Source organism: Modicisalibacter sp. MOD 31.J (genome assembly GCF_020147985.1).
GTDB lineage: Bacteria > Pseudomonadota > Gammaproteobacteria > Pseudomonadales > Halomonadaceae > Modicisalibacter > Modicisalibacter coralii.
Genome location: NZ_JAGXFF010000002.1, coordinates 1043570 through 1056631, shown reverse-complemented (window position 1 = coordinate 1056631; position 13062 = coordinate 1043570). Strand labels below are relative to the sequence as shown.

Sequence of the window (13062 nt, the reverse complement as noted above, 5' to 3'; positions counted from 1 at the left end):
CCGCTACGATGGTATAATCTCGCGATTCCCGGGCTACCGCGAATCCCTTCGTCGGGCGCACCCGGCGTGCGGATGTCGTTCGCCGGCTGCAACGCCGGGGCTTACCAGTCGCAGTGCAAAGGATTTGACCACACATGGGTGACATCGCCAGAGAGATTCTGCCAGTCAATATCGAGGACGAGCTCAAGCAGTCGTATCTCGATTACGCGATGAGCGTGATCATCGGCCGAGCGCTGCCGGACGTGCGTGACGGGCTCAAGCCCGTGCACCGCCGGGTGCTCTATGCGATGCACGAGTTGAGCAACGACTGGAACAAGCCCTACAAGAAGTCCGCGCGTGTCGTCGGCGATGTGATCGGTAAGTACCACCCGCATGGCGACAGTGCGGTCTACGACACCATCGTGCGCATGGCGCAGGACTTCTCGATGCGCTACGTGCTGGTCGACGGTCAGGGCAACTTCGGCTCGATCGACGGCGACAGCGCGGCGGCGATGCGTTACACCGAGGTGCGCATGGCGCGCCTGGCCCACGAGCTGCTCGCCGACCTGGAGAAGGACACCGTCGACTGGGTCGACAACTACGACGGCACCGAGCGCATTCCCGACGTGCTGCCGACCAAGGTGCCCAACCTGCTGGTCAACGGCGGCTCGGGCATCGCGGTGGGCATGGCCACCAATATCCCGCCGCACAACATGGCCGAGGTGATAGACGGTTGCCTGGCCTTGATCGACGACTACACCCTGAGCGTCGACGACCTGATGGAGTACATCCCGGGCCCGGACTTCCCGACCTCGGGCATCATCAACGGCAAGGCGGGCATCCTCGACGCCTACCGCACCGGCCGCGGACGCATCTACGTGCGCGCCCGCCACACCATCGAGCACGACGACAAGTCCGGTCGCGACCACATCGTCATCACCGAGCTGCCGTACCAGGTCAACAAGGCGCGGCTGATCGAGAAGATCGCCGAGCTGGTCAAGGACAAGCGCGTCGAGGGCATCGCCGAGCTGCGCGACGAGTCCGACAAGGAAGGCCTGCGCGTGGTGATCGAGGTCAAGCGCGGCGAGGCCGGCGAGGTGGTGGTCAACAACCTGTTCGCCCACACCCAGCTCGAGACGGTGTTCGGCATCAACATGGTGGCGCTGGACAACGGCCAGCCCAAGACGCTCAACCTCAAGGAGATGCTCGAGGCGTTCGTCCGCCACCGCCGCGAGGTGGTCACCCGGCGTACCCTCTACGAGCTCAAGAAGGCCCGCGAGCGTGGCCATATCCTCGAAGGCCTGACGGTGGCGATCTCCAACATCGACGAGGTGATCGAACTGATCAAGGCCTCGCCGAACGCCGCGGAAGCCAAGGACAAGCTGCTCGAGCGTGCCTGGCAGCCGGGTCAGGTGACCGGCATGCTCGAACGCGCCGGTGCGGACTCCTGCAAGCCCGAGGATCTCGAGGCGGGCTTCGGGCTGTCCGACGACCGCGCGCAATACCGTCTCTCGCCGGCCCAGGCCCAGGCGATCCTCGAACTGCGCCTGCATCGCCTGACCGGTCTCGAGACCGAGAAGCTGCTCGACGAGTACCTGGGCATTCTCGAGAAGATCGCCGAACTCAGCGAGATTCTCGCCTCGGCCGACCGCCTGCTCGAGGTGATCCGCGAGGAGCTCATCGCGGTGCGCGAGCAGTATGGCGACAAGCGCAAGACCGAGATCCAGATCAGCCGCCTCGACCTGACCATCGAGGACCTGATCAACGAAGAGGACATGGTGGTCACCATCTCCCGCTCGGGCTATGCCAAGACCCAGCCGATCAGCGACTACCAGGCCCAGCGTCGCGGCGGTCGCGGCAAGTCGGCGACCAGCATGAAGGACGAGGACGTCATCGAGCATCTGCTGGTGGCTTCGACCCACGACACCGTGCTGCTGTTCTCCAACAAGGGCAAGGTCTACTGGCTCAAGGTCTACGAGATCCCGGCGGCCAGTCGCGGCTCGCGCGGCAAGCCGCTGGTCAACCTGCTGCCGCTCGACGAGGACGAGTCGATCAACGCCATGCTGCCGGTGCGCGACTACGACCTCGACAGCTACATCTTCTTCGCCACCGCCAACGGCACCGTCAAGCGGACCTCGCTGGATCAGTTCTCGCGGCCGCGCAGCGTGGGCCTGATCGCCATCGATCTCGACGAGGGCGATCGCCTGGTGGGCGCGGCGGTCACCACCGGCAACGACCACGTGATGCTGCTGTCCTCCAACGGCAAGGCGATCCGCTTCGAGGAGACCAATGTGCGCGCCATGGGACGTACCGCCCGCGGCGTGCGCGGCATGCGCCTGACCGAGGGCGCCGAGGTGATCAGCCTGATCATCCCGCGCTCGACGCTGATCGACAGCGAAGGTGACGGCGAGGGCGATGCGGCGTCGAACGTTGCCGCTGCCGACGAGGCGGCGAACCAGGAACAGATCTACATCCTCACCGCCTCGGAAAACGGTTACGGCAAGCGCACCCGGCTCGAGGCGTTCCCGCTGCGCGGACGTGGCGGGCAGGGCGTCATCGCCATGCAGACCAGCAGCCGCAACGGCGCGATGGTCGCGGCGATCCAGGTCCACGGCTGCGACGAGATGATGCTGATCACCGATCGCGGCACCCTGGTGCGCACCCGCGTCGAAGAAGTCTCGGTGACCTCGCGCAACACCCAGGGGGTGATGCTGATCCGTCTGGGCGAGGCCGAGACGCTGGTCAAGACGGTGCGGGTCGACGAGCCCAGCGACGACGGCGACGACGAGGTGGCAGAGACCACCGGCGAAGACGATGCCAATGGCGCCGATGCACAGACGCCGACCGGGGCGCCGGACGACGCCGAGTGATCGCCTGACCGATTGCGACCGCCGCCTCTGCGGCGGTCGTTCTTCAAGAACCAGTGAGACCCAACGCTGATGACACGTCACCATAACTTCTGCGCCGGACCGGCGGCGCTGCCGACCCCGGTGCTCGAGCGGGCCCGGGAGGAAATGCTCGACTATCGGGGCCATGGCTTGTCGGTCATGGAGATGAGCCACCGCAGTCCGACCTTCGAGGCCATCGCCGCCCGTGCCGAGCGCGATCTGCGCGACCTGCTGGCGATTCCCGACGACTACAGCGTGCTGTTCATGCAGGGCGGAGCCACGCTGCAGTTCGCCTGCGTGCCGCTCAACCTGCTGGGGCCGGGCGGCACGCCCAACTACCTGGACACCGGCATCTGGTCGACCAAGGCGATCAAGGAGGCCGAGCACCTGGCCGGCGCGCACCTCGCCGCCAGCTCGCGGGATGCCGGCTATGCGCGGGTGCCGGGGCGCGAGGCCGTGCAGCTCTCCGCCGATGCCGCCTATCTGCACTATTGCCACAACGAGACCATCGGCGGCCTGGCCTACGATTACGTGCCCGAGGTCGAGGTGCCGCTGGTCTGCGACATGTCCTCGTCGATCCTCTCCGGCCCGCTCGACGTGTCGCGTTACGGGGTGATCTACGCCGGGGCCCAGAAGAACATCGGTCCGGCCGGGATCACCGTGGTGATCGTGCGCAACGACCTGCTCGACCGCGCGCTGGCCACGGCGCCGACGCTGCTCACCTACAAGGCCTTCGCCGATCACGGCTCGATGCTCAACACGCCGCCGACCTACGCCTGGTACCTGGCGGGCCTGGTGTTCGACTGGCTGAAGAACGACATCGGCGGCCTGGACGCCATGGCGGCGATCAACCGGCGCAAGGCGGCGACGCTGTACGACGCCATCGACGCCAGCGACTTCTATGCCAACCCGATCGCGCCGGCCAATCGCTCGCGCATGAACGTGCCGTTCACGCTGGCCGACGATGCGCTCAATGGCGTCTTCCTCGACGAGGCCGAGGCGGCGGGGCTGCTCAACCTCAAGGGCCACCGCAGTGTCGGTGGCATGCGGGCGAGCCTCTACAATGCGGTGACCCAGCAGGCGGTGGACGCCCTGGTGGACTTCATGGGCGATTTCGAGAAACGCCACGGTTGAGCGGAGCCAGCTTATGAGTGACGACACCCCCATCAATCTCGATGCGTTGCGCACCCGTATCGACCAGATCGACGGCGAGATCCTGCGCCTGATCAGCGAGCGTGCCGAATGCGCCCAGCAGGTGGCGCGGGTCAAGACCGCCGAGGACCCCCAGGCGGTGTTCTATCGTCCCGAGCGCGAGGCCCAGGTGCTGCGCCGGATCATGGCGCTGAACAACGGGCCGCTGGATGCCGAGGAGATGGCGCGCCTGTTCCGCGAGATCATGTCCGCCTGCCTGGCGCTGGAACAGCCGGTCAAGGTCGCCTACCTGGGTCCCGAGGGCACCTTCACCCAGCAGGCGGCGCTCAAGCACTTCGGGGAGAGCGCCAAGAGCCTGCCCATGGCGGCGATCGACGAGGTGTTCCGCGAGGTCGAGGCCGGCGCTGTCCACTACGGCGTGGTGCCGGTGGAGAACTCCACCGAGGGCGTGGTCAACCATACCCTCGACTCGTTCATGGACTCCGGTCTGCACATCAGCGGCGAGGTGGTGCTGCGCATTCACCACCATCTGCTGGTCGCCAATACCACGCGCCGCGACAAGATCTCGCGCATCTACTCGCATCCGCAGTCGTTCGCCCAGTGCCGCAAGTGGCTCGACGGCCACTACCCGCATGCCGAGCGCGTACCGGTGTCGTCGAACGCCGAGGCCGCGCGGCTGATCAAGAGCGAGTGGCACAGCGCGGCGATCGCCGGCGACATGGCCGCCAAGCTCTACGACCTCGAGAGAATCGCCGAGAAGATCGAGGACCGCCCCGACAACTCCACGCGGTTTCTGATCATCGGCCACGAGGCGGTGCCGATGTGCGGCGACGACAAGACCTCGCTGGTGGTGGCGATGCGCAACCAGCCCGGGGCGCTGCACGACCTGCTCGAGCCCTTCCACCGGCACCAGATCGACCTGACCCGTCTCGAGACCCGGCCCTCGCGGACCGGCGTCTGGAACTACGTGTTCTTCATCGACTTCAAGGGCCATCTCGACCAGCCGGAGGTGGCCGCCGTGCTCGACGAGGTGCGCCTGCGCGCCGCCGAGATGAAGGTGCTGGGTTCCTACCCGCAGGGTGTGCTGTAGATGGCATCGAGCCAGGCACGGCGGCGCCCGGCGGCGCCCGACGAGCCGCGCATCCTGATCGTCGGCCTGGGCCTGATCGGTGGCTCGCTGGCCGCGGCGCTCAAGGCGAACGGCTTCACCGGCGAGATCGTCGCCTGCGATCGCGACCCCGACGAGATCGCCCGCGGCATCGCCATGGGCGTGGTCGACGACGGCGGCACGCGGCTCGCCGACTGGGTGGCGTCGAGCAGCCTGGTGGTGCTCGCCGTGCCGGTGCTGGCCATGGAAGCGGTGATGCGCGAACTGGGTGCGCTGCTCACCGATCAGGTGGTCACCGACGTGGGCAGCACCAAGGTGGCGATTCGCGCCGCCGCCGAGCGGGTCTTCGGCGCGCTGCCGTCGCGCTTCGTGCTCGGCCATCCGATCGCCGGGTCCGAGAAGAGCGGGGTGGCGGCGTCCGATCCCGCGCTGTACCGCCATCACAAGGTGATTCTCACCCCCGCGCCCGACAGCGATCCGGCGGCGGTGAGGCGTGTCCGCGCCCTGTGGGCGGCCTGCGGTGCCGAGGTGCTGGAAATGGCGATCGAGCGCCACGATCAGGTGCTGGCGCGGACCAGCCACCTGCCGCACCTGCTGGCCTTTTCGCTGGTCGACACCCTGGCGCGCCAGGACGAACGTCTCGAGATATTTCGCTATGCCGCCGGCGGGTTTCGCGACTTCACGCGGATCGCCGGCAGCGATCCGGTGATGTGGCGCGACATCTTCACCGCCAACCGCGACGCCGTGCTGGCGGCGCTGGACGATTTCGAGGCGGGCGTGGCGCGGCTGCGCACGGCGATCGTCGAGAGCGACGGCGATGCCATGCTGGCGACCCTGGATCGGGCCAGCCATGCCCGGCACTATTTCGACACCCTTCTGAATCAGACGAGATATCAGGCGATGGAACAACGCAACATCCGCTACCGGGTCAGCCCCGGGGGAGCCGTTCAGGGCACCATTCGCGTGCCGGGCGACAAGTCGATCTCGCACCGTTCGATCATGCTCGGCGCGCTGGCCAACGGGGTGACCCAGGTCAAGGGCTTTCTGGAAGGCGAGGATAGCCTGGCCACCCTGCAGGCGTTCCGCGAGATGGGCGTGGCGATCGAAGGGCCGCACCAGGGCCGCGTGACCATTCATGGCGTGGGCATGCACGGCCTGCAGGCGCCCGCCGGGCCGCTCTACGTGGGCAATGCCGGCACCGCCATGCGGCTCTTTGCCGGGCTGCTCGCCGGGCAGGCCTTCGATACCGAACTCACCGGCGATGCCTCGCTGACCAAGCGCCCGATGGGCCGGGTCGCCGACCCGCTGCGCCGGATGGGCGCGGTGATCGAGACCGCCGAGGGCGGCCGCCCGCCGCTGACGATCCGGGGCGGTCAGCGGCTCGTCGGCATCGACTACGACATGCCCATGGCCAGTGCCCAGGTCAAGTCGTGCCTGCTGCTGGCCGGCATGTACGCCGAGGGCACCACGCGGGTGCGCGAGCCGGCACCGACCCGTGACCATACCGAGCGCATGCTCAACGGCTTCGGCTACCCGGTGCGGCGCGACGGCGATCTGGCCTGGCTCGAGGGCGGAGGCACGCTCAGCGGCGGGCCGATCGACGTGCCCTCCGACATCTCCTCGGCGGCCTTCTTCCTGGTCGCCGCGGCGATCACCCCGGGCGCCGACCTGACGCTCGAACACGTCGGCATCAACCCCACACGGATCGGCGTGATCAATATCCTCGAGGCGATGGGCGCCGACCTGGAACTGCTCGACCCGCGCGAGGTGGGCGGCGAGCCGGTGGCCGACATTCGCGTGCGTCATTCGGCCCTCAAGGGCATCGAGATCCCCGCCGATCAGGTGCCGCTGGCGATCGACGAGTTCCCGGCGCTGTTCGTCGCCGCCGCCAACGCCGAGGGCACCACCCGCCTGCGCGGGGCCGCCGAGCTGCGCGTCAAGGAATCCGACCGTCTCGCGGCGATGGCCGACGGCCTGACGACCCTGGGCGTCGACAACACGCTCCACGACGACGGCATCGACATCGTCGGTCGTGGCGGTTCGGGCGAGGGCGCCAACTACGGCGGTGGCCGGATCGACAGCCTGGGCGATCACCGCATCGCCATGGCCTTCGCCGTCGCCGCGCTGCGCGCCGGCGAAGCCGTGGTCATCGACGACTGCAACAACGTCGCCACCTCGTTCCCCAGCTTCGTCGAACTGGCGTGCCGCGTCGGCCTGCAACTCGAGGAGGAGACGGCATGACGGCATCCCGAGCGCAGCACCCGGTGCTCACCATCGACGGGCCGGGCGGCGCCGGCAAGGGCACGGTGAGCCGGCGGGTCGCCGAGCGGCTGGGCTGGCACCTGCTCGACTCCGGCGCGCTGTACCGGCTCACCGCCCAGGCCGCGGCCAAGCATGGCGTGGCGCTGGACGACGTCGCCGGGCTGGCGCGGCTGGCCGAGACCCTGGACGTGGCCTTCATCGCCGAACAGGGGCGCGCCAACGTGCTGCTCGAGGGCGAGGACGTCGCGCAGACGATCCGCACCGAGGCGGTCGGCGAGCGGGCCTCCCAGGTGGCGGCGATCCCCGAGGTGCGCAGCGCGCTGCTGGCGCGCCAGCGCGATTTTCGCCAGCCGCCCGGCCTGGTGGCCGACGGCCGCGACATGGGCACGGTGGTCTTTCCGGACGCCGCGCTGAAGATCTTCCTCACCGCGAGCGCCGAGGAGCGTGCCCGGCGACGCCTGCTTCAGTTGCAGGAAGCGGGCGTGGATGCTAGTCTACCGAGTCTTTTGAAAGAGATTCAGGCTCGTGACGCGCGCGATACCCAGCGCGCCGTGGCGCCACTCAAGCCGGCAGACGATGCCGTCGAGCTGGACACCACCGAGCTGACGATACCGGATGTGGTCGATCACATTCTGCGACTGCTTGAAGATCGGGGTCTCGCGACCCAGCTTTGACGTGTCCCGATGCGATAACGCTTCCGGCGCCCCCGGCCCGACGTGATGACGTGGCACCGGCAACCTGACGATTGCTTCCGAGAGCCGGTCCAGGTCGAACCAGCGCCAACGTCCCCGGGGATATGTAGAGTAGGCCCGCACTCGCTGGTGGTGCGGAGAGGGCGAATAATCGCCATTAACGTTGATCACGTAGGATGCTCATGAGCGAAAGCTTTGCTGAACTGTTCGAACAGTCCCTCCAGGACATCAACATGGAACCCGGTGCCATCGTCATGGCGACCGTGGTGGACATCGAAGGTGACTGGATTACCGTCAACGCCGGTCTGAAGTCCGAAGGGCAGATCCCCGCTGCTCAGTTCCGCGACGAGAACGGCGAACTGACCATCGGTGTTGGCGATGAAGTCAAGGTCGCACTGGAAGCCGTCGAGGACGGGTTCGGTGAGACGCGTCTGTCTCGCGAGAAGGCCAAGCGCGCCGAAGCCTGGAAAGAGCTGGAAGCGGCCTTCGAGAAGGACGAGATCGTCAAGGGCGTGATCAACGGCAAGGTCAAGGGCGGTTTCACCGTCGACGTGTCCTCCATCCGTGCCTTCCTGCCGGGTTCCCTGGTCGACGTGCGTCCGGTGCGCGACACCACGCACCTGGAGAACAAGGAACTCGACTTCAAGGTCATCAAGCTCGACCCGAAGCGCAACAACGTCGTCGTCTCTCGCCGTGCCGTGCTCGAAGCCGAGAACAGCGCCGAGCGTGAAGCGCTGCTGGCGACCCTCCAGGAAGGTCAGCAGATCCAGGGTATCGTCAAGAACCTCACCGACTACGGTGCGTTCGTCGACCTGGGCGGCGTCGATGGCCTGCTGCACATCACCGACATGGCCTGGAAGCGCATCAAGCACCCCTCCGAGATCGTTGCCGTGGGCGACGAGATCAACGTCAAGGTGCTCAAGTTCGACCGCGAGCGCAACCGCGTCTCGCTGGGCCTCAAGCAGCTGGGCGAAGATCCCTGGGTCAACATCAAGGATCGCTACCCGGAAGGCACCAAGGTCAACGCCCGCGTCACCAACCTCACCGACTACGGCTGCTTCGCCGAGCTGGAAGAGGGTGTCGAGGGTCTGGTCCACGTCTCCGAAATGGACTGGACCAACAAGAACATCCACCCGTCCAAGGTCGTTCAGGTCGGCGACGAGGTGCAGGTGATGGTGCTGGATATCGACGAGGAACGTCGTCGTATCTCGCTGGGTATCAAGCAGTGCACCACCAACCCGTGGGAAGACTTCAACGCGCGCTACAACAAGGGCGACCGCGTTGCCGGTACCATCAAGTCGATCACCGATTTCGGTATCTTCATCGGTCTGGAAGGCGGCATCGACGGCCTGGTGCACCTGTCCGACATCTCCTGGTCCGAGACCGGCGAAGAAGCCGTGCGCCAGTTCAAGAAGGGCGACGAGGCGGAAGCCGTCATCCTGTCGATCGACCCCGAGCGTGAGCGCATCTCGCTGGGCATCAAGCAGCTCGAGACCGATCCGGTTTCCGAGTTCCTGGCGGTCAACGACAAGGGCGCGATCGTCACCGGTCGTGTCGTCGAGGTCGACGCCAAGGAAGCTCACGTCGAGCTGGCGACCGATGTCATCGGTGTCCTCAAGGCCTCCGAGATCAGCGCCGATCGCGTCGAGGATGCCCGCAACGTGCTCAACGAAGGCGACAGCGTCGAAGCCCGCATCGTCGGTGTCGATCGCAAGAACCGCGCGATCAACCTGTCGGTCAAGGCCAAGGACCAGGCGGACACCCGTCGCAATCTGAGCCGTCTGCGCGATCAGGAGCCCGAGACCGGCGGTGGCCCGACCACCATCGGCGACCTGATCAAGCAGCAGATGGGTCAGGACTGATCGAACGCGCTGTTTGAACGCGAGCGCCGAGCGCTCCATGAAACCGCGGCCTACGGGCCGCGGTTTTTTTATGTGTGACGCTCGCCCGGGGGAGCTGCCAGTCTCGGGTGACGGGGCCGATTACTCCCCGTCGATATGGCGCTCCAGCGCGCTGAGCAGCCCGCGCAGCAGCGAGAGCTCCTTGCGGCTGGGCTGGGCGCGGGCGAACAGCGCGTGCAGGTGGTCCGAGGTGCGGGCGTGGGGCTGGTTGAGAAAACCGGCATCTTCCATGACCCGCTGCAGGTGCGCGTGGAAATGCGTCAGTTGCTGCTGGGTGGGCAGCGGCCCGCGGCCGGGGGACGCGCCGGTCAGGCGCTGGCGCTGTCGCCAGGTACGATGGACCTCGTAGGCCAGCACCTGGACCGCCTGGGAGAGATTGAGCACGCCGTAATCGGGGTTGGCGGGAATGCTCACCTGATGGGTGCAGTGGCGGATCTCGTCGTTGGTCAGCCCGAAGCGCTCGCGGCCGAAGACCAGCGCGACCGGCCCTTGGTCGGCGTTGTCGACGACCTCGCCGGCCATGAGGTCCGGTTCGTCGTAGTGGGGCAGCGGCAGGCTGCGCAGCCGCGCGCTGGCGCCGACCACCTGGACGCAGTCGCTCACCGCCTCGGCGAGGCCGTCGACGACGCGGGCCGAGGCCACGACGTCGTCGGCGCCCGCGGCCAGTCGGGTAGCTTCGTCATCGGGAAAGCAGCGCGGATTGACCAGCGTGAGCTGCGTCAGGCCCATGGTCTTCATCGCCCGGGCGGCCTGACCGATGTTGCCGGGGTGAAAGGTCTGGACGAGAACGATGCGGATGTTGTCGAGCATGAATCGGACTTGCCTTGGTCGGGGAGGGGCTCAGTTTACGCGAGGGTGTCGCCGGGCACGAGGGAGCGCCGGGTTGTCTCCGTGCGGGTCGTCCGGCTAGACTGCTTGGCCTTCCAAGGAGGCCCCATGTCACGTTCGCCGAAGTCGTCGCCCGCGACGTCCGAGAGCCGGCTCGCCCCCCGCGAGCTGCTGTTGTATTGCCGCGCCGGATTCGAAGGCGATCTGAGTGCCGAGCTGCAGGCCAAGGCCGAGGCGCTCGGCCATCCCGGCTACCCGATCGCCGCCGCGAACGAGTCGCACGTGCGCTTCGTGACCCTCGACGAACAACCCGCCAACCTACTGCACCGGCAGTTGCCGCTGGACGCGCTGATCTTCGCCCGCCAGTCGCTGGTGGCGTTGCCGGTGCTCGAGGCGTTGTCCCGCGATGATCGGGTCACGCCGATCGTCGAGCAGGTCGTCGCCAGCGGCTGGAGTTTCGAATCGCTGTGGCAGGAGACCCCCGACAACAACGATGCCAAGGCGCTGAGCGGCTTGACCAAGGCGCTGCAGCGCCCGCTCGAGTCGGCCCTGCGCAAGCGGGGCGCGCTGCGTCGCAAGGCCCAGGGGCGGCGCCTGCACCTGTACTGGACGCGCGGCGATCGGGTCCAGGCGGGCATGAGCTTCCCCGGCAATCGCAGCGAACAGCCCGGCGGTATTCCGCGGCTACGGTTCCCGCGCGAGGCGCCGAGCCGCTCGACGCTCAAGCTGGAGGAAGCCTGGCACGTCTTCGTGCCGCGTGACGAATGGCCGGCACGGCTGCACGAGGGCATGCAGGCGGCGGATCTCGGCGCGGCGCCGGGCGGCTGGACCTATCAACTGGTGCGGCGCGGCATGCACACCTACGCCATCGACAACGGGCCGATGGCGCCGGCGCTGATGGCCACCGGGCTGGTCGAGCACCTGCGCGAGGATGGCTTCACCTGGGAACCGCCCCAGCGGCTCGACTGGCTGGTGTGTGATATCGTCGACAAGCCGATGCGCGTGATCGACATGGTGGAGCGCTGGTTGATCCGGCGCTGGTGCCGCGAAGCGATCTTCAACCTCAAGCTGCCCATGAAACGCCGCTGGGACGAGGTCGAGCGCTGCCTGACGCGGCTGGCGCAGTCGCTGGAGGCGGTCGGCGTCGCCGCGGAGATCGCCTGCAAGCAGCTCTACCATGACCGCGAGGAAGTCACCGTTCACGTACGGCTACATTAAGACCGGATCATCAACGCGAGAATTGCGATGGAGTCTTCCCCCCGTTTCGATGCCGAACTCGATACCAGCGGGCTGTATTGCCCGGAACCGGTAATGCTGATGCACAACCGGGTCCGCGACATGCAGCCCGGCGAGGTGCTCAAGGTGATCGCCACCGACCCGGCGACCACCCGTGACATCCCCCAGTTCTGTACCTTCCTGGGCCACGAACTGCTGGCCCAGGAAACGCAGGCCGACAATACCTACCGGTACTTCATCAGGCTGGGTTGAGCGCCGCCCGGACGGGGTCAGTCGTCCTGAGCGACCATGCAGGCGAGGGCCTCCAGCGTGGCCGGATCCTCCTGGCGGATACGATTGGCGATGGCGCGCTGGAAGAAGTACACCACCGCATGGCGGCTGTGGCCGGCGTAGAGACAGTCGTCGCCGGCGACCACCGGGGTCGATTCGACGCGGCTTTCATCGACCAGAAGTGCCTCGACCTCGCCATTGCTGTAGAGCCGCCAGCCGAAGACCAGCTTGAGTTGCCAGGTGGACTGCTGGTCGTCGAGACACAGGGCATGCGTGCCCAGCGTCTCGGGAAGCTGCTGCAGCAGGGTGGTCTCGCCGCTCTCCTCGTAATCGAAGTAGGCGGCGGCGTGCTCGAGTTCGTAGATCTTGTGCTCGGGCGGGCTGAGGAAGACTTCCTCGGTCTCCGGGTCGCGATAGCCGACGAAATGCCCATGCTCAGGATCGTCGAGATCGTGACACGGGGTCAGCGCTTCCATCCACGGCACCATGCCGACCACCTCGCCGTCCTCGCGCAAGCCCCAGGCGAGCACGGGCATGCCGTAGAGCGTCTCCGGATCCGAGGCCAGATGGTAGACCATCTCGAGGCCGTCGAGTTCGGGCGCCAGTCGGATCAGGCGACGCTTGGCCCTCAGCCGGTGTCGCATGGCGTCCAGGTCGATGACCTGGGCGGAGCGGGGGGATAGTGGGCTACCCATGGTTATCCTCCTCATCGGCAATGTTTCGGCCAGGGCCTCGCCTCACTATTA

General features: G+C 67.1%; 10 protein-coding genes. 8 read left to right on the top strand and 2 right to left on the bottom strand.

Annotation, left to right across the window (positions count from 1 at the left end; genetic code table 11):
• The first annotated feature begins 134 nt into the window (after positions 1-134).
• From gyrA to rpsA, 6 genes are all read left to right on the top strand, one after another.
• Entirely contained in the window at positions 135-2849 is a 2715-nt protein-coding gene (gyrA, locus tag KGR00_RS10555; RefSeq protein ID WP_224419750.1) for a DNA gyrase subunit A, read from the top strand.
• 69 nt (positions 2850-2918) lie between these two features.
• A complete protein-coding gene (serC, locus tag KGR00_RS10550; RefSeq protein ID WP_224419751.1) occupies positions 2919-4001 on the top strand; it encodes a 3-phosphoserine/phosphohydroxythreonine transaminase in 1083 nt (360 codons plus the stop codon).
• Positions 4002-4014: 13 nt separating this feature from the next.
• Positions 4015-5109, top strand: a complete 1095-nt coding sequence (gene pheA / locus KGR00_RS10545) for a prephenate dehydratase (protein ID WP_224419752.1) — start codon at positions 4015-4017, stop codon at positions 5107-5109.
• Positions 5110-7368 carry a bifunctional prephenate dehydrogenase/3-phosphoshikimate 1-carboxyvinyltransferase gene (locus KGR00_RS10540; protein ID WP_224419753.1) on the top strand — a complete coding sequence of 753 codons (2259 nt, stop codon included), beginning with the start codon at positions 5110-5112 and terminating at the stop codon, positions 7366-7368. It abuts the gene before it with no gap.
• Entirely contained in the window at positions 7365-8063 is a 699-nt protein-coding gene (cmk, locus tag KGR00_RS10535; RefSeq protein WP_224419754.1) for a (d)CMP kinase, read from the top strand. Before KGR00_RS10540 ends, cmk begins: the two co-directional genes overlap by 4 nt.
• Positions 8064-8263: 200 nt before the next feature.
• The gene (rpsA, locus tag KGR00_RS10530; RefSeq protein WP_129139556.1) at positions 8264-9943 is read left to right on the top strand and encodes a 30S ribosomal protein S1; all 1680 of its coding nucleotides are present in this window, start codon (positions 8264-8266) and stop codon (positions 9941-9943) included.
• Between the two features lie 120 nt (positions 9944-10063).
• Here the strand turns inward: rpsA and KGR00_RS10525 are convergent, their stop codons facing one another.
• The gene (locus tag KGR00_RS10525) at positions 10064-10792 is read right to left on the bottom strand and encodes an RNA methyltransferase (RefSeq protein ID WP_224419755.1); all 729 of its coding nucleotides are present in this window, start codon (positions 10790-10792) and stop codon (positions 10064-10066) included.
• 126 nt (positions 10793-10918) lie between these two features.
• Here KGR00_RS10525 and rlmM point away from each other — a divergent pair, with 126 nt between their 5' ends.
• A complete protein-coding gene (gene rlmM / locus KGR00_RS10520; protein WP_129139558.1) occupies positions 10919-12028 on the top strand; it encodes a 23S rRNA (cytidine(2498)-2'-O)-methyltransferase RlmM in 1110 nt (369 codons plus the stop codon).
• Positions 12029-12055: 27 nt separating this feature from the next.
• Positions 12056-12298: a sulfurtransferase TusA gene (gene tusA, locus KGR00_RS10515; RefSeq protein ID WP_129139559.1), complete on the top strand. Its 243-nt coding sequence runs from the start codon at positions 12056-12058 to the stop codon at positions 12296-12298.
• Positions 12299-12315: 17 nt separating this feature from the next.
• Here the strand turns inward: tusA and KGR00_RS10510 are convergent, their stop codons facing one another.
• Positions 12316-13011, bottom strand: a complete 696-nt coding sequence (locus tag KGR00_RS10510) for a hypothetical protein (RefSeq protein ID WP_129139560.1) — start codon at positions 13009-13011, stop codon at positions 12316-12318.
• Positions 13012-13062: the final 51 nt, after the last annotated feature.

Excerpts from the sequence above, each read along its gene's own strand:
- gyrA (WP_224419750.1), top strand. The coding sequence starts at position 135 with ATGGGTGACATCGCCAGAGAGATTCTGCCAGTCAATATCGAGGACGAG.
- serC (WP_224419751.1), top strand. The coding sequence starts at position 2,919 with ATGACACGTCACCATAACTTCTGCGCCGGACCGGCGGCGCTGCCGACC.
- pheA (WP_224419752.1), top strand. The coding sequence starts at position 4,015 with ATGAGTGACGACACCCCCATCAATCTCGATGCGTTGCGCACCCGTATC.
- KGR00_RS10540 (WP_224419753.1), top strand. The coding sequence starts at position 5,110 with ATGGCATCGAGCCAGGCACGGCGGCGCCCGGCGGCGCCCGACGAGCCG.
- cmk (WP_224419754.1), top strand. The coding sequence starts at position 7,365 with ATGACGGCATCCCGAGCGCAGCACCCGGTGCTCACCATCGACGGGCCG.
- rpsA (WP_129139556.1), top strand. The coding sequence starts at position 8,264 with ATGAGCGAAAGCTTTGCTGAACTGTTCGAACAGTCCCTCCAGGACATC.
- KGR00_RS10525 (WP_224419755.1), bottom strand. The coding sequence starts at position 10,792 with ATGCTCGACAACATCCGCATCGTTCTCGTCCAGACCTTTCACCCCGGC.
- rlmM (WP_129139558.1), top strand. The coding sequence starts at position 10,919 with ATGTCACGTTCGCCGAAGTCGTCGCCCGCGACGTCCGAGAGCCGGCTC.
- tusA (WP_129139559.1), top strand. The coding sequence starts at position 12,056 with ATGGAGTCTTCCCCCCGTTTCGATGCCGAACTCGATACCAGCGGGCTG.
- KGR00_RS10510 (WP_129139560.1), bottom strand. The coding sequence starts at position 13,011 with ATGGGTAGCCCACTATCCCCCCGCTCCGCCCAGGTCATCGACCTGGAC.